We start from the raw sequence: 24301 nt of genomic DNA, 5'->3' as shown, positions 1-24301 counted from the left end.
AAGCTCAATTAGCGTGCAATAATTTGATTACGCCCAGCATCTTTCGCTGCATACAAACCTAAGTCAGCCTCTTCTAAAAGTGTTTGCTCAGCATACACTTTACCACTTTCAGTCGTTGCTACTCCGATACTAATAGTTATATGTTCAGCATTAAGTGACGCTTTATGTTCTATCTTCAGTGCGTTTACAGCATTTCGTAACGTGTTAGCAAATTGAATAGCCTCGTGTTTATTAACACCAGGTAACACGGCAGCAAATTCTTCTCCGCCATAACGAGCTACAAAATCACCACCGCGTTTACACTGAGCAACAAGTACTTGCGCCACTTTTTTTAAGCACTCATCACCGGCACGATGCCCATAACAATCGTTATAACGTTTAAAGTGATCTATATCCATCAGTAATACCGACAGGGGTGTGCTACCTCGTTTACTTCTGCGCCATTCACGAGATAAATTTTCATCAAGATAACGTCTATTAGGTATTTCTGTTAGGCCATCAATTGAAGCTAACATCTCAAGCAAGTCATTTTTTTGTTTAATGAGTAACTGATTACGTACTCTCACCCTAACAATTGAAGCACTAAATGGCTTAATTATATAATCCATAGCCCCCAGCTCTAAACCTTTAGATTCATCTTCATGGCTTTGATTAGCTGATATGAAAATAATGGGGATAGACTGTGTGATTGGGTTTTCTTTTAATTGCACAAGTACTTCGTAGCCATCAATACCCGGCATTACAACGTCGAGAATGATCAAATCAACCTGTGTTGTTTTCACAAAAGTCAGTGCTTTTTCACCGCTTTCAACTAAAAACACATCATGCTCACCTTTGAGTGTTTTTTCGAGCACTAAACGGTTAAGAGGATCGTCGTCAACAATTAATACCTTAGCTTTTTTCGACATCCATTGCTCCCAAGCCTTTTATAAAAACAATTACCTGCTCTAGCTGCATAATAAGCTCTTTTAACGAAATTTCAACAGACTCATTGGTTGTCTTAAACTGATGTTCACATTGTTGGGCACAAAGTGATAACCGCTTGAAGCCTAAATTGCCTGCCACACCTTTTATACTATGCACTAAGCGTACCAAATCATTTCTATTGGTACTTCCTTCTATTTGGGTGAGCTGGGTTTGGCACAAATTAGCAAACTTATCAATCATGGTTTTGAGTAATGCCTCATCAAAACTGAACTGCGTTAATGCAAATGATTCTTCAAAAAAGCTAGGTTTGGAGAGCCCTAAGTCTGCAATTGCATCAATGAGTACGTCAGCCACTACAGGCTTTGTTAAGTGTTTATTCATACCGCATTTTAATGAGCGCTCAACATCAGCTGGTTCGCAATGAGCGGTTAATGCAAAAATAGGTAATTGCTTAGTGTCAAACTGTTGGCGAATTAAAGCCGTTGCTTGACAGCCGTCAATATGCGGCATTTGTACATCCATTAAAATTAAATCAGGCTTTAAAACGCGTAATAGTTCTATTCCCTCAACGGCACTCATAGCTGTAACAACATTAGCTTTAGCTTGATGCAACACACTGCTAATAATGTCTAAGTTTAATTGGTTGTCATCAATTGCTAACACTAATAATCCCGCTATCCCCCTTTTATACACCTGTTCATTCGTTACTACTATTTCACTGTTTATATTAGGCTGCGAGGCAACATCCAAATTAAGCAAGCGTTGAGCAAGTGCTGATGCTTTAACATGTTGAACTGATAGCAGCTGACTTGTTGACAAATTTAATGTGTGTTGATGGTTGATGATAACCACTGAAATTGCTTTTGAAGATAATGAATCGTTGATTGCTTGCACACTTAGTAATTTAGGTAAATCATCAGCATCTATAATTAAGTTTTCAGTTTCGGTTAACTTTATGGGATATTCTAACGCTTCCTTTAGGTCAATACTTATTAACTTCGGTAAAGCGCCCACAACACGTTGTAGCTCATAGCTTTGCTCAGATATAACGGCTAATGCATTTGCTGGTAATACGCTACTTTTTGTTGTATCCACCTGTAACAAAATACTAAAATAAAACTCACAACCATGACCTTTCTCACTATTTAATGCAATTTCACCACCCATTAGTGATACCGCATGCTTAACAATAGCGAGTCCTAATCCAACGCCTTGGTGGATCCTTGTTGATGATTCATCGCCTTGCGTGAAAGCATCAAATAAACGCCTTTGATCAGCTTTATCAATCCCGCAGCCAGTATCTATCACACGAAAACAGATAAGCTGTTGTTCAATACTTACGCTTTGTACTAAATCCATTTTTAGTACAATAGAGCCTGAGCTTGTAAACTTAACCGCATTCGTTAGTAGATTACCTAAAATTTGCTGTAAGCGGATACTATCGCATATAAAAACAGGAGCAATTAAAGGGTCTACATCAATAATAAACTCAACATTTTTATTTTCACACAGCGGCGCCGTTAAGCTATCGCAAATATCAATTAGCTCTACAATATTAAATGGCGCTAACTTAAGTTCAGCTTGCGCACTTTCTACGCGTGCAAAATCCAGCATTCGGTTAAGCATCAATAATAAACTTTGCGCAGCGTGTTTAGCCTGGCCTGTTTGTTGTAGTTGCTTTTGGGTAAGCCCCTGATCTATTAACATATCAAGTAGGCCCAATACCGCGTTAAGTGGAGTGCGTATTTCATGGCTTAAATTAGCAATAAAACGGCTTTTAGCAAGGGTTGCTCGCTCAGCATCATGCTTAGCTTTAGTTAGTGCGCTTACATCCTGTAAATGAATAACATAATAAGAAGGATCACGTTTTTCATCCCACACAAGTGATACACTCAATTGTAACCAATTGGCTAATTTCCCTTGCGCTAAGGTTAAATGGTATACCTTTTTCTTGTCGTCGAGTAACTTTCCTAAAGTGATTTTTATTTCTTGCCATTGGCTGTCGTCAAAGAGCATTTTAAGCTGCTCTCCTACTAAAACAGGATGTTCTATAAATAATTTTCTGGTCGCTTTATTAACTTGTACAATCGTATGCTCAAGCGACAGAAGCACAACGCTATTAGCAGCAAATTCAATCGCACTTCTAAATTTAGATTCTGAAGCTTTTAAAGCGTACAACGTTTGTTGTTGCTCAGTTATATCTCGTCCTATTCCCATTGTACCCAACAAATGTTGATGCTCATTATAAAAAGGAGCTATGGTTAATTGATAGGACTTATTCTCTGTGTCTATTCGTTGTTGTACATCGTGACGGTTTTGTAAAACTTGCTTTTCTAAAACGCTAATTTGTTCATCATCATTGCTAATTTCCTCCATGCGTTTACCCACTAACGCTGTTTGCTCTTTACCTATATACGCTTCAAATGCCTTATTACACCCTAAAAACAAACCATCAATATTTTTAAAATAAATTAAATCGGGCACACTGTTAAGCATCGTGTTGAGTAATGCTAGGTGGCGTTCTTTTGCTTCATAGCTACGCTTTAGCTTTTCGGATTGCAGCTGCACTTGCTCATCAAGATCTTTATTAGCATTTTGCAGTGATTCCACCAGCTGCTTATTTTTAGCAAATACGCGTTTTACTTTCGAAAACCAAGGCTGCCAATTAAGAGGAATTTGATAATCTAATTGTTTATTTTGTTGTGTATCATTTTGCTCTAAATAGTGCATTAAATGCGTCATCGGTTTTATAAAAATACGCTGGCTTAACCAAAAAAACACACCAAACATAATGCTTAAAAATAGTGTTAAAAATATAAATTCTAATAATACTTCGTAACGAATAGAGTTTACTAAATTTGATTTAGGTTCGTGAAATGCAGCATGAATAGGCAAATTGCCCATTGGTTGCATAAAATAATTAGTGTTACTGGTTAATATCGTCAGTTTATTATCCGGAGCTGCGATGTTTGGCCAATAGGTTTTTAGATCGATGGCTTCGTCAATTAGATTTTTTGAGCTGGCAATAATGTGATGGAACTGATTCATAAATACATATTCACCGTGGTTAGGTGATACTTTTTTTAGCCAAGTAGACATTGCCTGCACATCGTAAATTAAAATAATGTAATCGCTTGAACCAAGTTCTCGCTGACGGCCTATAGCAAAATAAGCTTTACCATCTATATTAATTATTGGGCTTGATGAAAGGTTATTTGGAGAAAACTCGGGTTTAAATTGCCCGTCTAAAATTTCGGTTAATAAAAAGCTTTTACTTTTATTACGCCTTACCACATATGCAATACCACGCTCATCCACATAAGCGACTGCTGAAAGTGACTGCATCAGCGAAAGCGTCGTATTAAAAGAAGGGCCTAACGCGACTAATTGCTGCCACTGTAAAAGCTCACGAGCAGAAAGTGAAAAATCTCCTTTACCAACAATTTCAGTGCCTTGGTTTATAAAATGACGATAGTAGTAACCATCATACTGGCTAATACCTTCAAGAAGAGTGCTATTTAATTGATTATAAGGAGGCAGTTCGTACAGTGTAAACATCGTAGTAAGTAAGTCACTTGCCGCTTGCATGCCATGACTTACTTGTGCAGATACATTGATAAAATCGGCTTCGCGCTTTTCAACAATGCGTTCAAGCTTAATATTATATAAATGTAAGCATAATAAAAGAGCTACAACTAATGGAACCAAAAGCGCAACAAATAAAGAACGATAATAATGTTTAAGAGGTAAAAAATTCAACGTACTGCCTGCGTTATGGCTCGAAAATCAATCGATAGACTATCGAGCCAATTTGTTAAGCGCAAGTTATAAATTTTCTTCTGCAAATGACGCTAAGCGACTACGTACAACCCCGTTAAGGTTTATCGTTGCACTGCCCTCAAAGTTTTTAAAACGCTCTACTATGTACGTTAAGCCCGAAGTCACCGGTGTTAGGTAGTTACTGTCTATTTGCGCCAAGTTACCCGTACAAATTAATTTAGTACCTTCGCCGCAGCGAGTAATAATCGTTTTAAGTTGAGATGCCGTTAAATTTTGGCTCTCATCTAAAATTACCACCGCATTTTGAATGCTACGCCCACGCATAAAGTTAACCGATTTAAACTGCACATTAGCCTTCTCCATAATGTAGTTTCGACTCGATATTGGATTTTCGTCGCCTTTGTGCAATACCTCCAGCGTATCGGTAATGGCTGCAAGCCATGGCGCCATTTTCTCCTCTTCTGTGCCGGGTAAAAAACCAATGGACTCTGCTATTTCAGGGGTATTACGGGTGACTATTACTTTATCGTAAATACCTTTTTCGATGACCATTTCAAGGGCGCTGGCAAGCGCTAACAAGGTTTTACCACACCCCGCAGGGCCGGTTAAAATAACAAGTTCAATACTTGTATCGAGTAGTGCATCAAGCGCCATACCTTGATAAATGTTTTTAGGTTTAACGCCCCATGCTTGTTGATGCATTAAACGCTCAACGCCAATATCTTTTAGCGTTATGTGCTCGTCATCGTAGCATTTAACACGTGCCGCAAACTGATCCCCTCCATCAAGTAAATATTCATTACAAAATACATCAGGTATTAAGTTTTTAGGCACATGATGAAACGTATCACGTCCGTGCTGCTGCGTATTACACTCCCCTACATGCTCCCAAAAATCCCCTTCAATTTTTTTATAACCACTAGTAAGCAGGCTTATATCGTCAATAAGTTGGTCGGTGCGGTAATCCTCAACATATTTAAGCCCGGCGCCTTTGGCTTTTAGGCGCATGTTTATGTCTTTTGTAACCAATATAACCTTTGAATCACTGTGCTGCTTTTGTAAGTACACGGCGCAATTAATAATACGATGGTCGTTTTCGTTACCTGGTAAACCAGAAATGGAGTCGGCAAATAAATGGTCGTTTACAATAATGAGGGTACCTGCAGAGCTCGCTTTTGCCTTTTTGTTACTCGGCAGCGCTACGCCTTGTAGCATTTGTTCAGGCGTTGCATTTTTAAGAACTTCATCTAATCCACGAATAGCGACGCGCGCATCACGACTTACATCGTGTTTTCTGTCTTTTATGTGGTCAAGCTCTTCAAGCACCGTCATTGGGATAACAACGTCATGTTCTTGAAAAGACAAATAAGCGAGAGGTTCGTGAAGTAGTACGTTGGTATCTAGCACATACATTTTACTTTCAAGGTTCGAAGCTTTTTCCATAGCACTTTCCTTACGTTTTATGATTTTTATGCTATACCAAAATAACTAAGTAAAACGGGCAAAACTTAAACCTGCAATACTTAATTGCCAAGGCATAATGTAAGTTTAGTCTATTTGTCATAAAAGTCCGTTTTATTACAAACCATAATTAGTTTTAATTTATAAAAAAAGCAGCCATAAACAAGTTGTTTTAATAGTAATAATTAACACTTACAAAATTAATTAAAAGTGAGCCAAATAGCGCCTTGCAGTGGTGTTAGCTTACAGGTAACATAGCCGCCTTTTTCATCATAGACGAGACATACATGAATTTTTCCTTAGGTCAGCGTTGGATCAGTGATACAGAGTCAGATTTAGGATTAGGCACCGTTGTTGCCATTGAAGGCCGTCAGGTCAGCATATTATTTCCTGCCAGTGGTGAAAACCGTGTTTATTCTAGTGCAGAAGCACCTGTTACCCGTGTGGCATTTAATCCTGGCGATGTGATCAAAAGCGTTGAAGAATGGGAATTAGAAGTAGAGTCTATTGAAGTACAAGGCGAGTTACTTTGTTATCACGGCACCCGTGTTGATAATGGCGAAACGGCTAAACTTAAAGAAACCTTTTTAGATCATTTTATTAAGTTTAATAAACCACAAGATCGTTTATTTGCAGGCCAAGTAGATCGTTTTGATCGCTACACACTTCGCTACCAAACGTGGTTACATAAATTTGAACGTGAGCAATCGCCTATTAAAGGCTTAATTGGTCAGCGTGCTAATCTTATTCCGCACCAGCTTTATATTGCCCAAGAAGTGGGTAAACGTTTTGCACCACGCGTACTTTTATCAGATGAAGTAGGCCTTGGTAAAACAATTGAAGCGGGCATGATACTACATCAACAAATTATTAGTGGCCGTGCGAGTCGCGTACTTATTGTGGTTCCTGAAAACTTACAGCACCAATGGTTAGTAGAAATGCTACGCCGCTTTAACTTACGTTTTTCTATTTTTGATGAAGAGCGCTGCGACGAAGCGTTTGCAGATTCTCCAAACGTGTTTGATACAGAGCAACTAGTACTTACCAGCCTTGAGTTTTTAACCAAGAAAAAACGTTGGTTTGAACAAGCAACACTTGCTGATTGGGATCTTTTAGTAATAGATGAAGCCCATCATCTAAGCATCAATAACGGCAAGCCAAGCTCAGAGTACCAACGTATGGCAGAGCTTAGCCAAGATATTCCTGGCCTTATTTTGCTTACAGCAACGCCTGATCAACTTGGTCACAGCAGTCACTTTGCGCGTTTACAATTACTCGATCCGGATCGTTTTTACGACTACGACGTGTTTAAAGAAGAAGAAGCAAATTATAAAGACGTAGCGCAAGCGGCAAATCAATTACTGCAAGAGCAAGCTCTGGACGACGCAGCCAAAGCCACGCTAATTGAGTTATTAAAAGAAACCGACATTACTGATATTCTTGAAAAAGCACAGCAAGGTGATTTACCAGCGCGTAAAGAAATACTTAACATGCTACTCGATCGCCACGGCACAGGTCGTATATTATTCAGAAATAGCCGCAGCGGCATTGACGGCTACCCAAGCCGTAAATTACACGCCTACCCAATGGCACTGCCAAAACAGTATAAAACGGCTATGTCGGTTCTTGGTAACATGGGCGGCATTCAAAACCCTGAACTAAGTGCACACCGTGCTCTGTTTCCTGAAAAAATATTCCAAGAGTTTGAAGGCGAAAGCGCAAGCTGGGGTTTATTCGATCCACGTGTAGATTGGTTAATCGACACCCTTAAAACACTTAAGCGCGAAAAAGTACTGCTTATATGTGCTAAAGCTGAAACAGCTATCAGCCTTGAGCAAATACTGCGTGAACGTGAAGCTATTAAAGCGTCGGTATTCCACGAAGGTATGTCTATTATTGAGCGTGACCGCGCTGCTGCATTTTTTGCAGACGAGTACGATAATGCACAAATATTACTGTGTTCAGAAATTGGCTCAGAAGGTCGTAATTTCCAGTTCTCGCATCACTTAGTACTGTTTGATTTACCACTGAACCCTGATTTACTAGAGCAACGTATTGGTCGATTAGACCGTATAGGTCAAACGCAAGATGTGAACATTCATGTGCCATATTTTGAAAACACCGCTCAAGAAGTATTGCTACGTTGGTACAACGAAGGTCTAGATGCATTCGAATCTACATCAACAACGGGTCAAATGCTTTATAAAGAGTTCCGTGATGACTTACTTGAATATATTTCTGCGCATAACTGCGATGAAGACGAACTCGATCCATTACTTGAGCAAGTAGCACAACAAAATGCGGTACTGCGTAAAAAAATGGAAAGCGGACGAGATCGTTTACTAGAGCTACATTCATCGGGTCAAGGTGCTGCCGATTCACTTGTAGCTGATATCGAAAAACTCGATAACCAGTTTGAGTTGCCAAGCTACATGATCAACGTGTTTGATACATTTGGCGTAAGCCAAGAAGATAAAGGCGAAAACACCATTATCTTAAAGCCAACTGAGCATATGTTAAGCGCCTCATTCCCATCGCTTAAAGACGATGGCATGACGGTTACCTTTGATCGCGACACAGCTCTTTCGCAAGAAGACGTACACTTTATTAGTTGGGATCACCCTATGGTGCAAGGCACCATGGATATGATTTGTGACGACGACTTTGGTAGCGCATCGGTGGCTTTACTTAAAAACAAAAAGTTACCGCCTGGTACCTTTTTTGTTGAGCTTATTTTTGTTGCAGAAGCAATGGCACCAAAAGTATTGCAAGTTGGTCGCTTTTTACCGCCTACACCAATTCGTATATTGCTTGATAAAGCAGGCAATAACTTAGGTGAGAATGTGGCTTTTGAAGGCTTTAATCAGCAGCTATCAGCCGTTGGCCGCCAAACAGCCAGTAAACTTGCGGGAGCACTGCAAAGCGCTGTTCACCCTATGATCACAACAGCTAAAGATATGGCACAAGAAAAACTTGAAGTTATTCGTGCAGCGTCGCTTGTTAAAATGCAAACATCACTCAGTGAAGAGCAAGAGCGACTTGTTGCCCTTAAGCAAATTAACCCGAATATTCGCCAAGAAGAAATAACGTTTTACGATAAGCAACGCAACGACCTAACTACGTATATTGAAAAAACGCAGTTACAACTTGATGCCATTCGCTTAATTGTTGTTTCGCACTAAGGTTTCAGAAAAGACTGCTAATAAGCGTAAGTTAAATAAAAGTGCGGTATTTATATCGCACTTTTTTTCATAAAAATACATCTAAAACACAGTAACTATTCCGTCACTAGACTCACAATCTATATTAACTAGAAGCTAATACCTCCAATATTTTCGCTTATGTTCACGTCGAGATATTGCATTGCATCATGTAAATTTAAAATCAATTGGCTGACTGAGATTGCAAGCTTTTGGATATCATCCCTTGAAATATAATGAGCTTTTCCACCTTTTGTCTTTCCACTTCGATGAACACAATCATGCCTGATAAGTATTGCAGTCTCAAAATATCTCCTTTCATTTACTATCAGCTTTTGAAGATCAATATCTAATACATTCATATATATTTTACTAACTACCCCGAGATTATGATAAAGAATTTCTGATAATCTACTGGTGACTATATCTTCTAATAAATTAGGTTTTTGAATAATAAGCTTAAGAGAGTACGTCTCATTTTTAAGCTTTTCCGAAGTAAGAATGAACTTTTTTATATACTCATCTGAACTGAGTACATGACACCTTAATGCATCACCAAAGTAAGTCTCCAACGTAATGATACATTGAGTATAAAACAGTCTATTAAAATAAGTATTATTGACATAGTTTTCTGATAAAAGATGATAGGTTAATTGCTCTAAGTTAAATACGGCACTTTTAAATACAGCTTGATACTCACTTTCTCCTTCTCCTAGCTTATAACCATCATTTAGGTGATAATCAAAATTTAAAGAGTTAGGATCTTTACTTACATGCACCTGAAAAGGATTGTCACAGTTAGTGCAATTAAGGATTTCTAATTGGTGCTCAACCTCCCCGTCAATAGCAAGAGGTAAGTCATTATTAGAATCGGGCTCATGACTATTTAATTCACCACATCGACTGCAATAAAACTCTATATTTCCATACATGAAACCTCCTTTGCTTGGTATCCAGATTAAATTTTCACAACCACTCTTGTGTATTTTGTCCACCCAAAATAGCCATAATTTCTACATTTTCTTCGGTAACCCTGTAATAAATACTGTCTGAACCACAGACTGCTCGCCGATAACCCTTACGTATATGCTCAACTGATTGGTAGAAATAAGGGTTTGCTGCTAGTTTTTCAAACATAGTAAAAAAAGCATAAAAATAATTATCTGCTTGCTGTTGTGAATATTCATCACAGCCGTACTGGTAAATGCGACGTAAATCTTCTTTAGCATCGTTTGAAAGCTTGTATGTACGCATTACTTCGTGCTTGATTTGAATTCTGCTAGCATTTCATCTGCAGATTGAGTGCTAAAGCCACTTTGCTCAGACTTTACAAGCTTATTATTTATTACCTCAGCTCTTCGAGCACGCCTGATCAGGTCGTTTACCAGTTCACTTTTATTTGCGTAATCACCCACGTTTTCAACGTGATTACGCAGCCATAAATCATTTTTCTCAGTAAGCGAAATACTTTGTCTAGCCATAACATTAAACCTTGCTTGCAATAGTTGGTGTAATTTTACACCAGAACAAAAAACACGCAATAAATTTTTCCCTTGAGCCTTCAGTCTCGCTCCACTAAAATAGCGCCCTTAAAAATCATTAAGGTCGGCCGTGTTAGTTAATTACAATCCCCCAATGAATCCGTATTTAACAATACTGTATCAAGATGACGACTTGCTCATCGTTAATAAGCCAAGCGAGTTATTAACAGTCCCTGGTAAAGATCCTAAACACGCCGACAGCTTAATTAACCGTGTTAATCGTGTTTTTCCAACAGCTAAAATAGTTCATCGTTTAGATATGGCAACATCAGGCATACTTTGCCTTGCTATGAATAAAGCAGCGCACAGGCATTTAAGTATGCAGTTTCAAGAACGCGAAACAGCTAAGCGTTATATTGCACGTGTATTTGGGCAGCTTGAGGTCGATACGGGAACCGTGGATCTGCCGCTTATTTGTGATTGGCCTAATCGCCCTAAACAAATGGTTGATCACGAAAATGGTAAGCCATCGCTTACGCACTTTAAAATACTTGAGCGCGAAGCCGATGCTACCCGTGTAGAGCTAACGCCAATAACTGGGCGCTCACATCAGTTACGTGTACATATGCTAAGTTTAGGACATCCTATTTTAGGTGATAGGCTCTATGCCCATAAAGACGCACTTGCCGCAGCTCCTCGCTTACAATTACACGCACAAATGCTGAAGTTGAAGCACCCTACAACTGAGCAAGTACTTACATTTGAAGCCGAACCTGAGTTTTAATCATTGCATTAATGATTATTAAGCCATAGTGCTAAACTTTTACCGTAGTACGCCGATACCTAATTAGTATTCATTATTTGAGCTTCTTATGGTATCTGCGCAGTTTTTAAAAAGTATACTTAACGTATTACTAATATGTACGCTATTTTTAAGCATACAGGTAACAGCTGCAGAGCATATTGCCCCTCCTACATTATCAAGTATTGAAAACAACGATATTGAACGCTTGCTTCCAAATGACGAAATAAAATCAATACTTGCAGGTGAAACCGAGTTTTTGAGTTTATACAGCGAATATATGAGCGCCGACTTTAGAGGTGTTGTATTACTTATACCCGACTGGCAATCAGTGCCAACAAACAATGCTGGCATGAGTTTTTTACGAAAAGAACTTAATAACTTAGGCTATACCACTTACGCAATGACGGTACCCGACATAGACTGGCAAGCCAGCAAAATACCAGACTCATCAACAGAAATGCCTGCAGAAACAACGACACCTGATGCAGCTACAAGCACAGAGCCTGCGACTGCAGATATGAAGAAAAATGCAGAACCTCATTATGTTAATGCTCTAGAAAAAGTGACTAATGAAGTACTCGACAATTATAAAATAAATCTGATTGCTCGCTTTAATGCGCTATACCAAACTGCAATGCAAGAGCCAGGTAACGTAGTGGTTATTGCACAAGGTACCAGTGCTGGCGTATTACTTGAGCACTATGCCGACTTTCCAGAACAGAGAGTAGATGCATTTATAAGTTTAAGCAGTTACTTACCTAATACTAAACGTAATAAAGATTTGAGCCAAACAACATCACTTGTTACGCCAGCTTTACTCGATATTTACTATGCTAATGACAGCAATGATATTTTAATGGGCCTTAAAAATCGCCAACGCTGGGTTAACCGAAATGCTAAATTTGATTATCGCCAACGCCAGCTGTTTGGCCTGCGCGATCAACCGGATCAACACGCACGCCTTACAAAAGAAATAGACGGCTTTTTACGCCGCCTTTTTTAAATATTCATAAGCCGCTTGAATATCTTGGCTCTTTTTAACTGCAAGCTCCATCATGTGTTTTGGTAAACCTTGCGATACCAATTTATCTGGGTGATGTTGGGACATAAGTTTACGGTACGCTACTTTTATCTCACGCTCAGTCACACCATCATTAAGCCCTAATAACGCCAATGCCTGTGTACGATTCATATTATTATTGGGTGGGACATGATGACCCGAGCCTTCACGGTAGCTGCTACTTTGCCCTTGGCTTTGTTGCTGTTGATTAAAGCGCTGTTGTTGCTTTCTAAAGTTAAATTCTGCTTGATAGCGTTTTAATACAAATGCAAAATGCGTTTTCGAAATGCCTAACTGCTTACTTACCTCTGCTAACAATTGTTTTTCTTGTTCGGCTAACACCCCATCAGAGAATGCCATTTGAATTTGTATCTCTAAAAACAATTGCATCAAGTCGTTTCGCTTAGCAAAGCGTTCTTTAAAGTCGTGCACGGTTTCTTTAAGTGAGAAGTCGCCCTCTTTACCCGACTGAAAAGCCTGCTGTGCTTCGCGGCGCTCTTCGCCTTTTAAACCCATTTCATCCATAAACAAGTTGGCGGCTTTTATATGCACTTCGCTAACTCTGCCATTCGATTTAGCAATATGCCCCATTACGGCAAAACAGCTCGAAAAGAACAAAGCTTGGCGCTCGTTTACATCTGCATCGTTAAACAAGCTTGAAAAGCCACCCGCTTTATCAAAGTTACTTTTTAAGCTTTTATCAAATAAATGGCCAAGGTATAAACCTAAAATAGCACCAAAAATTTTGCCAAACATAAAGCCAAAACAAAAACCGAGTATTTTTCCCCACATTTATAATGCTGCCTTTTTAAAAAATTTAGTTAATGCGCCGCAAGGCGTTTGTTTAAGTCATTTAAACGATCGGGTGTACCTATATCATCCCACTGACCAATATAAAGCTCAGTAGAGATTACATGCTTACTTAGCTTTTCACGTAAAATAGGCCCTAAAGGACGCCTCCCTTGCGTTAACCCTTTGAAAAAATCAGCCTGATACCGACTGATCCCTGAGAATGTATACTTTTGACTCTTTGGCGATAAATGACTTAATGCAAAATCACCATCTGGATTATGTGGTGGGTTTTGTATTAGCACAATATGCGCCTCACCCGCTTGCAAATGCAGCTGCATTAGCGCACTTACATCATAATCGGTGTATACATCGCCATTAACTACAATGAAAGACTCTCCAAGTAGAGGTAGCGCCTGAATAATACCGCCAGCAGTTTCAAGACCACCTTCAACTTCTTGACTGTAAAGTATGTTTACCCCAAATTGACTGCCATCGTTAAAGTAATCTTTTATTTTATCACCTTGCCAAGCGAGGTTTATTACAATATCGGTAATTCCGGCAGCTTTGAGGTTATTTATATGATGCTCAATAAGTGGTTTTTCTGCTACTTTTAACATTGGCTTTGGCATATTCTGTGTTAGCGGCATCATCCTCTGTCCGCGTCCTGCGGCTAAAATCAACGCTTTCATGTGCGCTCCTTTGCTAACTTTTCAGTCACTTTTGGCACTATGGTATGTTTAGTCCAATCACTCAATGCTTTAAGCTCGGGATAATTAGCAGCCACTTCAATAATATAATCAAGTGTGGGTAAAATATTATCTAAATAACCTGTTTTCCCGTCGCGTAAATATAATCGACAAAATATACCAGCTGCTTTTAAGTGGCGCTGAATACCGGTTAAGTCAAACCAATATTTAAACTCATCAAATGAGGTATTAACCATTAAATTTTGAGCAGTGAACTCGCTATAAGCAAAATCAAGCAAGCTTGTTAGCTCTTTTGCCGGAAGTTTAAAATAGCAATCTCGAAGCAGCGATACTAAATCGTAACAAAGCGGACCACGTACCGCATCTTGATAATCTATAATCGCCCACAGGCCATTACTATTCATAATATTTCGACTGTGATAATCACGGTGTACGGTTACTGTAGGCTGCACAAGCATAGCCTGAGTGAGTAACTCACAGCTTGTTTGCCACATAGCTTGATACGCTGCAGTTGGGGATTCATCTATAAAGTCGTTTACTAACCACTGACTAAATATATCGAGCTCAAGTTTTATAAAGTCTTTATTGTAAGCTTGCATAACAGCTGAGGGTGGTGTTTTTGCCCATTGAGCACTTAAACTTATTAAAGCTTTGTAATACTCAATACGATTTTCATCATCTAGCATATCAGCCAAATGCTTACTGCCTAAATCACTTAGTATAAAAAAGCCTTGCTGCTCGTCGCTAGCAATTATTTTTGGAAGTAAAAAGCCTTGCTCGGTAAATACCTTATTAAGTGATATATAAGGCGCGTTATTTACTTTTTGGGGTTCTGAATCCATCACAATAAAATGCTCATTACTGCACGTTAAACGGTAATAGCGACGGAAACTAGCATCTCCTGTTATCGCACTTAACAAAGTAGGCTGCGTATTAAAGTGTGTGTTTATAAATTGTTGTAAATTATCAAAGCGTGTCATTTTATAAGATATCTATTTTTAACTAAGTTAATTAGGTCAATTACTGTATTTGCCATTATTTTCCTTTATTATGTGTAAATTATATTTAATCACAAAGCATTAAGGTCAATAAATGAGCAAAACCTGGGGCATATTGATGCTAAGCGTAGTTAGCGCACCATCGCTTGCCGAAACTGAACTGACGCACAACCTTTGTGGCATTTCAATGCAAACCAGAGCTTGGCAACCACTTCCAGGCCTTGAGCTTGGTACTGTTGATATTAAAGCTGATGATGTAGAGCTCCTCGGCACTCAAAGTGCTGAATTTACCGGCAATGTTGATATTAACACCGTTAATATGAGTTTGTCCGCACAAACTGCGTTGATAGATAAACAGCGTGGTTTATTAAATGCAACCGGACCAATTACTTATCGTGACACAATTAGCCAAATAAGCAGCAAAGGGCTAAACGCCGATTTAAGCAACTCAGAAATTAGCCTACTTGGTGCAGATTACAGTTTAACCGATCAACAAGGTAAAGGTGGTGCAGAAAAGCTGACCGTGAATGATTCTGGCTTAGTGCTCATGAATGCAAGCTTTACTGCTTGTCCCGGTCAAAGCCCTGTATGGGAAATAGAAGCAGACGAAATTAATTTATCCCGCGAGGAAGGCTGGGGTGAAACTCACAATGCGGTGCTAAGAATTCTTGATACACCTGTTTTATATTTGCCTTATTTTACATTTGCACTCGATGAACGTCGTAAATCAGGATTACTAAAGCCTAATATTTCCAGCTCAGATCGCTATGGTATTGAAACAATTACACCTTATTACTGGAACATAGCGCCAAATTTTGATGCCACTATTACCCCGCGCTATATGTCTCGTAAAGGCTTGCAACTGCAAACAGAGTTTCGGTACTTAACTGAGCAACATGAAGGTTTGGTCGGTGTAGAGTACTTAAATAAAGACGATTCAGAGCCAACTCTTGATTCACGTTATATGTTTCATTGGCAACAAAGAAGTTATTTAGGTGAGAGCTGGCGAGCTAATGTAGATATTACCAACGTAAGTGATGACAATTACATTACTGATCTTGATTCTAACTATGCAAATAAAACCGATACCCAACTTTACCGAACTGGCGCACTAACACACTTAGGTGAGACATGGCGTACAGATATTAAAGTGCAAAACTTTGAAGTACTCGGTGATCACTTAGAATCATATACCGCTATACCCCAAATCAACTTTACTCAAACAGCCCCATGGCGTATTGATAATTTTGATTTTACAGTTTCTGGCGAAATCAGTCATTTTACTAACGACTCAGCCATTATAGATCAAGCAACGCGAGTGCATTTAGAGCCTAAAGCACGCTTTGACTACAAACAACATGCATGGTCGTTTTTATCTGAAGTAAGTTTATTGCAAACAAATTATAAACAACATGGTGATTTAGATGGTACGCAATACAGCGAAAGCGTGTCACGTACAATCCCTAAAGTTCGTTTATATTCTCAACTAAATTTTGAACGTAATACATCATCTTTTATTGAAGATGGTATTCAAACTTTGGAGCCTCAAGTTCAGTATTTATATACCCCCAATAAAGACCAATCTGATATTGGGTTATTCGATACAACTAAGCTACAAGACGATTACTATGGCTTATTTAGAGACACTCGATTTTCGGGTGTTGACCGTATTGCCGCTGCAAACCAATTTACATTGGGTGCAACAACGCGTTTGTTTGATAAAAAACAAGAAGAAGTGTTTAACTTTAGCGCTGGACAAATATTTTATTTAAGTGACTCAGCTAAACCAACAGAGCAAGGCTTAAACTCAGACACTAATTATAATGCACTATTTGCAGCCCAAACCATGTTACATTGGCATCGACGTTGGTACCTTGCTGGAGGTATTCAATACGATACAGATGGTAAACAAATGGTTCAGTCAAATGTAACACTTGATTACAAAGGTGATAATAATCAGCTAGTACAATTGAACCATCGCTATGCAAATGATGTCTCAGGAAATACAATCGAGCAAGCGGGTGTATTTACAAGTATTCCCATTAGTGACGAATGGCAATTTATTGCAAGCTATCATCGAGATCTTGAAAATAACAGAAGTATCGAAATATTGAGCGGATTACAGTATGAATCATGCTGTTGGGCATTCCAAATTACTGGTCATCGCCAAATCGAAACTGACTTAAATCAGTCAATAGGACAAGAACAAGCAACTTTTGACTCAAGTATTGGTTTTAATTTTGTATTAAAAGGACTGGGTAGTAAAAGCCGCTATGATGCACAAAAACTATTACAACAAGGTATTTTTGGCTATCGTAGACCGTATTTTCTTAGTAACTAGTATCACAACAGTACTATTAGCAAGAGTAGTAAAGAGAACATGACTTTAAAAAAATTATTAGTATCAACAGTTTTAAGTATCAGCCTTTGCCAAAATGCATTAGCAGCCCCTGTAGAAATCGACAAGGTGATTGGCGTTGTAAACCAAGGCGTTATTTTAAATAGTGAAGTAGACACCATTGTAAATCGTGTTAAAAAACAAGCCGAAGAGCAAGGGCAGCAACTTCCTAAAGATGAAACCTTACGTGTACAAGCAATAGAACGCTTAGTTAGCCAAACATTGATGATGCAAATGGCTGAACGTATGGGATTACAAATATCTGATAGCCAGCTAGACCAAACGCTAGCAAATATGGCAAAAGAACAAGGCGGTACAATTGCTGATCTACGTAAAACCATTGAAGGTTCTGGCGAGAGTTTTCAAGCATACCGTGAAGAAATCCGTAAAGAAATAACCACTCAACAAGTTACACGCGCCAATGTAGATCGCCGAATTTATATTAGCGATCAAGAAGTTGATAATTTGCTAAAAATTATGGAAAGTCAGGGACAAAACTCTGAAGAGTATAATATCGGGCACATTCTTATCGATATTCCTAATGATGCGACTGCTGATGAAATATCTGCAGCAAAAACACGAGCAGATAAAGTAATAGAACTATTAAATGATGATCAAGAATTTAAACGTATTGCCATTTCGTCATCAAGCGGTTCAAAAGCACTTGAAGGCGGACAACTAGGCTGGATGGGTATTAATGAAATGCCATCATTATTTGCAGAAGCGGTTAAAGGCAAAAAAAGTGGTGCTATTATTGGCCCTCTTCGCTCTGGCGCTGGATTTCATATAATTAAAGTACAAGAAATTCGTGGACTACAAGTTGTAGAAACAACTGAAGTGCGCTCACGTCATATACTAATCAAACCCTCTATTATCTTAAGCGAAGAAAAAGCACGAAATATGCTTGCTGGTTTTGCAAAAGACTTACGTGCTGGTACCGCTGATTTTGGTGAACTAGCTAAAGAATATTCTGAAGATCCAGGTTCAGCTCTCAAAGGTGGCGAATACGATTGGACTGATCCAACAACTTACGTTCCAGCTTTTAGAGATACTTTACTTTCTCTTAAACAAGATGAAATTAGTGAGCCATTCAGAACTCGATTTGGTTGGCATATTGTTCAGTTACTTGGTAAACGTGTAGCTGATAAAACAGAGCTTGCTAAACGCAATCGTGCTCATGGCATGTTATTCAATCGTAAATTTAAAGAAGAAAGTTTTAACTGGCAACAAGAAATGCGCGAGCAAGCTCACGTTGAAATTTTCCCTACAGACCAATAAATATGACCTTAAGAATTGCGATTACCCCGGGCGAGCCAGCAGGCATCGGCCCAGATTTACTTCTTACGCTTGCTCAGCAAGCGTGGGATGCTCAGCTTGTCGTACTAGCTGATGGTAAACTACTTAAAGAACGTGCTAAACATCTTGGTTTGCCCATTAATTTAATTAAGTTTGATGAAAATGCCTCCGCAAAAGTAGCACCTGCAGGTAGTGTTTATATACATCAAGTTGATTTAGGTGTTGATGTAGAACTTGGGGTATTAAACGACGGTAATGGCCAATACGTTTTAGACACTTTGCGTATCGCAAGTGAAAAAAACATGGATGGTACATTCGATGCTGTTGTAACTGGTCCTGTCCATAAAGGTATTATTAACAAAGCTGGTATCTCTTTTAGCGGCCATACTGAATACTTTGCACAGCAATCAGATACTGCTGACGTTGTGATGATGCTGGCAACTGAGGGCTTGCGTGTCGCACTTGTGACAACTCATATCCCACTTGCTTATGTATCGCGTGCTATTACCGAAGAACGTCTTACTAAAGTAGCTGGTATTTTAAATCACGACTTACAAACTAAATTTGGTATCGAAAAGCCACGTATTTTGGTATGCGGTTTAAACCCGCATGCAGGAGAAGATGGTCACTTAGGACGTGAAGAGATTGAAACAATCACACCTACTCTCGATGTACTTAGAAGCCAAGGTATGAATTTAATAGGTCCATTACCTGCGGACACGTTATTCCAAGATAAATATCTATCTGAAGCTGATGCTGTGCTTGCTATGTATCACGATCAGGGATTACCTGTGCTAAAATACAAGGGATTTGGTAATTCCGTGAATATTACATTAGGTTTACCATTTATCCGCACTTCAGTTGATCATGGTACTGCGCTAGATTTAGCCGGTACAGGTACAGCTGACGTTGGCAGTTTTGAATTAGCGATCCGCGAAGCAATTAAGCTCGCCCAAGAAAAAGCACAAAATCAATGACCGATAAAGTACATTTAGGACACCGCGCCCGTAAACGTTTTGGGCAAAACTTTTTATTTGATGAAATGATCATCGATAAAATAGTCTCTGCAATCGATCCTAAACCAGAAGACAACTTAGTAGAAATTGGCCCTGGACTTGGCGCTATTACAGAGCCTGTCGCTGATCTTAGTGGCCACCTAACGGTTGTTGAACTAGATAAAGATTTAGCACAACGTTTAATTGAGCACCCATTTTTAGGCCCTAAATTAACCGTTAACCAAGGCGATGCAATGACGTTTGACTTTGCAAGCTTAGTAAGAGACGACAAAAAATTAAAAGTGTTTGGCAACTTACCTTATAATATTTCTACGCCTTTACTGTTTCATCTTTTTGAATTTGCAGACAATATTGAACACATGCATTTTATGCTACAAAAAGAAGTCGTAAAGCGTATGGTTGCAGGCCCTGGTAGTAAAACCTTTGGCCGTTTAAGTGTAATGACTCAATACTACTGTAATGCAATGCCAGTGATAGAAGTGCCACCTGAGTGCTTTAAGCCAGCACCTAAGGTTGATTCTGCAGTTATTCGTTTAATCCCTAAAAAGCCAGAACAACGCACGGCTAAAAGCGTTAAAATTCTAAACACTGTGTGCTTGGAAGCCTTCAATCAGCGCCGTAAAACACTGCGCAACAGCTTGGGCAACTTACTAACAGCAGAAGAGCTTACAAGCATTGGGATAGACATAACGTTGCGCGCTGAGCGCTTATCTTTACAACAATTTATTGATATAGCTAATTGGATTTATGACAACAAGCAGTAATATTGGATCGCCTGTTAAGGTATCTGTAGAAACATTTTACGTAGAAGGTCAGTCTCAACCAGAGATCGAAAAATACGTATTTGCCTATTCGGTAACTATTCGAAACCATAGTCTGTGTAGCGCTAAGTTACTTAGCCGCTATTGGTTGATTACAGATGCAAATGGCAAAGAAACTGAAGTAGAAGGTGAAGGTGTTGTTGGCGAAATGCCAACCATAGGCCCTGGTGAAAGCTACAAATATACCAGTGGAGCTATACTTGATACACCAGTAGGCACTATGCAAGGGCATTATACTTTACGCAATGAATTTGGTTCTGAGTTTCAGGCACCTATTAACGTGTTTCGTTTAGCTTGCCCTAATATTTTGCATTAAATGATAACTAAATTGTATGGCTGATTACGTAATAGGTGATTTACAAGGATGCTTTAGCGAATTTAGCACCTTGCTACAGCGGGTAGATTTTAACCCAAGTAAAGATCACCTCTACTTAGTAGGAGATATAGTCGCTCGCGGACCAGACTCTTTAGCCTGCTTAGATTACATTTACCAAAACCAAGACAGCATAACGATTACACTTGGCAATCATGATTTGCATATGATTGCCTGCTATTACTTAAATAAACCAACTAACCCAAAAGACAAACTTAGCCCAATATTCAATAGCCATAAACTCACCCATTACATTGAATATCTTCAAACTCAGCCTCTTGCCTTATACTTAAAAAAATATAATAGCTTTATATCTCATGCTGGTCTTAACCCTGATTGGTCAATTGAAAATGCGTTAAAATATGCACAGTTTGCGCAAAGCTGTTACCAATCAAATAATGCAAAAACCTTCTTTGAGCAAATGTATAAGCCACACCCTGTGAAATGGCATAATGATCTAGACGACTTTGAAAAATTTAGATACATAGTTAATTATTTTACTCGAATGCGCTTTTTAACAAGTAATAATCAACTAGAACTTAGTGCAAAAGGCGCAACAATCAATAATAATGAGTTAACACCTTGGTTTATGCATCCAAATATATTAAACATTAAACAGGATATTATTTTTGGGCACTGGGCTGCCCTTGAAGGTAATACAAACCATAAATGTGTACACGCTTTAGATACAGGGTGTGTGTGGGGTAACAGCATGACGCTAATGAAACTACCTAGCAAACAAAAAATTGTAGAAAAATCCCACCTTTTGTCTAAATAACCTGAAATAATCTAATACATCTGTTAGATTTATAGACTAATAATTAAAATTAATTAAAGTAATTGATTTTAATTACTTAACTTATCAGTACAAACGCCGATAAGTTCTAACTGAAGTACTTTTGAGTGGAAACCTATATGAATCTAACAGTAAGCCAACGTATTTGGGGTGGTTTTATATTTATCACGCTATTACTTTTAATAATTGGTGGCAATTCTTTAATAAAAATAGCAAATATTGACCGCTCAACTCAAAAAGTGAACCAACTATCACTTCCAGCTCTGAATAAAAGCTCTGAGTTACAAGCTGAATTCATTTTAATGAGTAAAGCCGCTCAAGCGAGTTTTTACACTTCATCTGCAAATGAACTGGCGCCAATAAAAAAACAAGTACTCGAACAAAAACAGCTGTTTAATAGCCTTCATAGCGAACTACAAGCAGTCGTAAAAGATGATCCAGCTTTAAACCAAAGCAGTATAAATGTAGAACAAACCTACCTAAGTTTTTTAAGTACTGTAGAGAGCTTACTTGTAGATAAGGGTAAACAATTAGCACTTAATAAAACATTAAAGTCTCAATTAGAAATTATTGAACTTAACGCTGAAGATGCAAATTCTGTCGTACTCGACATATTGGACATAGACGGTTTTGAGCAAAATCATGCACGCGCATTCCAAGCTGCTAATAATTTAGAGAATAACTTTATGTCGGTTGTAAGTAATAGCACCGACATGCTGACAGTTAAAACACTCAATACACTTGATATTGTTAAAAACGAACAAAGCTACTATTTTGATGAAGTAACACGCACTCTAGCGTTAATAAAACCTGCTATAGAGCAAACTCACAGTGATTTATTCAATAACTTAAAAGAGTATGTAGATACCCTCGAAAATAATATTAAAGGTAATAGTGGTTTAGCTGCAAATAAAAAACGCCTAATTGACTCAATCACACTGACCGAAAGAGAGCTTGCCGAATCAGAGCAAGCAACGAAAATGGCACTTAATCAAATTGATGAATTAGTTGCACAAGCAAGCAATGTTGCCTTTGAGTTACAAAAAGGTGTGCGCAGCGATGTAGATTCAGCTAATTTATGGACATGGGTAGGGATGGTTATCGCAACACTTCTAGCGATAGCAATTGCCATTATTACAGTTAGTCGTATAACCAAACCGCTTGCTGAAGTTAATCGTATTTTAGATATTGTTGCCAGTGGCGACATGACACAACGCTTAGATGACACTGCTAAAGATGAGTTTGGCGAACTATCTAAAAGTTGTAATACTTTAATTGATAGCTTGCGCAGCTTAATTAAAGGCATTATTTCTCGCTCGACTCAACTGGCCGCCGCTTCAGAAGAAACGTCTGCAATTACTGCAGAATCAAGTCAAGCAATTCGCAATCAACAAGCACAAGTTGAACAAGCAGCAACTGCAACCACTGAAATGAGCAGTACATCGCAAACAGTTAGCAACAGTGCTCAACAAGCGCTTAGTGAAATTAAAAATGCTGACAAAGAAGCCGAACGCGTTAAAGGTATTTCTAACAACAATAAAGCGACGATTGAGCAGCTTGCTCGTGAAGTAGACGACGCCTCTCAAGTTATCAATAAACTACATCAAGATAGCGCATCAATTGGTAGCATATTAGATGTAATACGCGGTATTGCAGACCAAACAAACTTATTAGCACTTAATGCTGCAATTGAAGCTGCACGTGCTGGTGAATATGGCCGAGGCTTTGCGGTTGTAGCCGATGAAGTTCGCTCTTTAGCAAGTAAAACACAAGAGTCGACTCAAGAAATTCAATCAATGATTGAATCTCTACAAACAGGCGCAGAAGCTGCGGTAACAGCAATGAGCAAAGGTAAACAACGTGCTGTATCGTGTGTTGAGCAAACAGACTTAGCTAGTAGCGCGCTTGATTCTATTACATTTGCGGTATCTCAAGCTCACGATGTCAGTGAAGAAATATCAACTGCTGCATTAGAGCAACAACAAGTAGCACAAGAGATTAGTGAACGCTTAGAATCAATCGTAGCCATTGCAGAACAAACCGCTGAAGGCGCAAGCCAAACAAACATCTCAAGTTCAGAAGTAGCAAAACTTGCTGAAGAACTTCGTTTATCAGTCGATGAGTTTAAAGTTTAAATAACGCAATTAGCGCAAACAAAAACCCCGTTGATACCAAGTATCAACGGGGTTTTTGTTTACTTAAATAAAGTACTTAACCTGAGCTCTGGTTAAGAAGTTTACTAACGTATTGAATCATAGTGATATTTAAATTTATTTTCTCTAGCCAGAGATTTTTAGTGAAAACAAGGCGAATTTACGCGTCAATAGCTGGCCTATTGCAAGTAAATTCAACGCAGTTAGCGCTTAAAATAACTGCTCGAGATAGATTTA

At 38.7% G+C, this 24301-nt stretch carries 19 protein-coding genes; 10 read left to right on the top strand and 9 right to left on the bottom strand.

The features are described from left to right. Window positions 1-8 precede the first annotated feature (8 nt). The 3 genes from LOS73_RS02510 to LOS73_RS02500 form a co-directional block, all read right to left on the bottom strand. Window positions 9-908 (bottom strand): diguanylate cyclase, encoded by a 900-nt coding sequence (locus tag LOS73_RS02510; protein ID WP_007376541.1) that lies wholly within the window; start codon window positions 906-908, stop codon window positions 9-11. Beyond that, the gene (locus LOS73_RS02505) at window positions 892-4686 is read right to left on the bottom strand and encodes an ATP-binding protein (RefSeq protein WP_457934426.1); all 3795 of its coding nucleotides are present in this window, start codon (window positions 4684-4686) and stop codon (window positions 892-894) included. The genes LOS73_RS02510 and LOS73_RS02505 overlap by 17 nt, the downstream gene beginning before the upstream one ends. A 66-nt stretch (window positions 4687-4752) precedes the next feature. Then, window positions 4753-6150: a PhoH family protein gene (locus LOS73_RS02500; RefSeq protein ID WP_007376543.1), complete on the bottom strand. Its 1398-nt coding sequence runs from the start codon at window positions 6148-6150 to the stop codon at window positions 4753-4755. 305 nt (window positions 6151-6455) lie between these two features. Between LOS73_RS02500 and rapA the strand changes: the two genes are divergently transcribed. Next, complete coding sequence (gene rapA / locus LOS73_RS02495) at window positions 6456-9350, top strand: RNA polymerase-associated protein RapA (RefSeq protein WP_457934425.1); 2895 nt, start codon at window positions 6456-6458, stop codon at window positions 9348-9350. Window positions 9351-9478: 128 nt separating this feature from the next. Here rapA and LOS73_RS02490 read toward each other — a convergent pair whose 3' ends face one another. From LOS73_RS02490 to LOS73_RS02480, 3 genes are read right to left on the bottom strand one after another with little or no spacing between them, the layout of a single operon-like run. Then, window positions 9479-10300, bottom strand: coding sequence for a hypothetical protein (locus LOS73_RS02490; RefSeq protein ID WP_457934424.1), 822 nt, complete (start codon window positions 10298-10300; stop codon window positions 9479-9481). Window positions 10301-10334: 34 nt separating this feature from the next. Beyond that, window positions 10335-10622 (bottom strand): type II toxin-antitoxin system RelE/ParE family toxin, encoded by a 288-nt coding sequence (locus LOS73_RS02485; protein WP_008136603.1) that lies wholly within the window; start codon window positions 10620-10622, stop codon window positions 10335-10337. Continuing rightward, a complete protein-coding gene (locus LOS73_RS02480) occupies window positions 10622-10849 on the bottom strand; it encodes a ribbon-helix-helix domain-containing protein (RefSeq protein WP_457934423.1) in 228 nt (75 codons plus the stop codon). Before LOS73_RS02480 ends, LOS73_RS02485 begins: the two co-directional genes overlap by 1 nt. A gap of 130 nt (window positions 10850-10979) precedes the next feature. Here LOS73_RS02480 and rluA point away from each other — a divergent pair, with 130 nt between their 5' ends. Then, a complete protein-coding gene (gene rluA, locus LOS73_RS02475; protein WP_008136599.1) occupies window positions 10980-11633 on the top strand; it encodes a bifunctional tRNA pseudouridine(32) synthase/23S rRNA pseudouridine(746) synthase RluA in 654 nt (217 codons plus the stop codon). Window positions 11634-11721: 88 nt separating this feature from the next. After that, window positions 11722-12657, top strand: a complete 936-nt coding sequence (locus tag LOS73_RS02470; protein WP_457934422.1) for a DUF3530 family protein — start codon at window positions 11722-11724, stop codon at window positions 12655-12657. Here LOS73_RS02470 and djlA read toward each other — a convergent pair. From djlA to LOS73_RS02455, 3 genes are read right to left on the bottom strand one after another with little or no spacing between them, the layout of a single operon-like run. Beyond that, window positions 12640-13506: a co-chaperone DjlA gene (djlA, locus tag LOS73_RS02465; RefSeq protein WP_033028344.1), complete on the bottom strand. Its 867-nt coding sequence runs from the start codon at window positions 13504-13506 to the stop codon at window positions 12640-12642. The two genes, LOS73_RS02470 and djlA, sit on opposite strands and share 18 nt — an antisense overlap. Before the next feature lie 29 nt (window positions 13507-13535). Then, the gene (murU, locus tag LOS73_RS02460) at window positions 13536-14195 is read right to left on the bottom strand and encodes an N-acetylmuramate alpha-1-phosphate uridylyltransferase MurU (RefSeq protein WP_457934421.1); all 660 of its coding nucleotides are present in this window, start codon (window positions 14193-14195) and stop codon (window positions 13536-13538) included. Further along, on the bottom strand, window positions 14192-15193 hold the full coding sequence (locus LOS73_RS02455; protein ID WP_033028346.1) for an aminoglycoside phosphotransferase family protein: 1002 nt from the start codon (window positions 15191-15193) through the stop codon (window positions 14192-14194). The genes murU and LOS73_RS02455 overlap by 4 nt, the downstream gene beginning before the upstream one ends. Before the next feature lie 112 nt (window positions 15194-15305). Between LOS73_RS02455 and lptD the strand changes: the two genes are divergently transcribed. The 7 genes from lptD to LOS73_RS02420 all read left to right on the top strand — a co-directional run bounded on the left by lptD (window position 15306) and on the right by LOS73_RS02420 (window position 24046). Beyond that, window positions 15306-17552: an LPS assembly protein LptD gene (lptD, locus tag LOS73_RS02450; RefSeq protein ID WP_096793794.1), complete on the top strand. Its 2247-nt coding sequence runs from the start codon at window positions 15306-15308 to the stop codon at window positions 17550-17552. Between the two features lie 39 nt (window positions 17553-17591). Continuing rightward, complete coding sequence (gene surA, locus LOS73_RS02445) at window positions 17592-18887, top strand: peptidylprolyl isomerase SurA (protein WP_457934420.1); 1296 nt, start codon at window positions 17592-17594, stop codon at window positions 18885-18887. 2 nt (window positions 18888-18889) lie between these two features. Beyond that, on the top strand, window positions 18890-19882 hold the full coding sequence (pdxA, locus tag LOS73_RS02440) for a 4-hydroxythreonine-4-phosphate dehydrogenase PdxA (protein WP_033038969.1): 993 nt from the start codon (window positions 18890-18892) through the stop codon (window positions 19880-19882). Beyond that, the gene (gene rsmA / locus LOS73_RS02435) at window positions 19879-20685 is read left to right on the top strand and encodes a 16S rRNA (adenine(1518)-N(6)/adenine(1519)-N(6))-dimethyltransferase RsmA (RefSeq protein ID WP_007376553.1); all 807 of its coding nucleotides are present in this window, start codon (window positions 19879-19881) and stop codon (window positions 20683-20685) included. The genes pdxA and rsmA overlap by 4 nt, the downstream gene beginning before the upstream one ends. Beyond that, on the top strand, window positions 20669-21058 hold the full coding sequence (gene apaG, locus LOS73_RS02430) for a Co2+/Mg2+ efflux protein ApaG (RefSeq protein ID WP_007376554.1): 390 nt from the start codon (window positions 20669-20671) through the stop codon (window positions 21056-21058). Before rsmA ends, apaG begins: the two co-directional genes overlap by 17 nt. A 16-nt stretch (window positions 21059-21074) precedes the next feature. After that, window positions 21075-21893, top strand: coding sequence for a symmetrical bis(5'-nucleosyl)-tetraphosphatase (locus tag LOS73_RS02425; RefSeq protein ID WP_033038971.1), 819 nt, complete (start codon window positions 21075-21077; stop codon window positions 21891-21893). A 137-nt stretch (window positions 21894-22030) separates the two neighbouring features. Further along, window positions 22031-24046 (top strand): methyl-accepting chemotaxis protein, encoded by a 2016-nt coding sequence (locus LOS73_RS02420; RefSeq protein ID WP_033038973.1) that lies wholly within the window; start codon window positions 22031-22033, stop codon window positions 24044-24046. Window positions 24047-24301: the final 255 nt, after the last annotated feature.

The sequence above is a fragment of the Pseudoalteromonas sp. SCSIO 43210 genome (assembly GCF_054133285.1).
The sequence above is the reverse complement of the archived record's forward strand: the minus strand, read 5'-3'. Positions and strand labels throughout refer to the sequence as shown.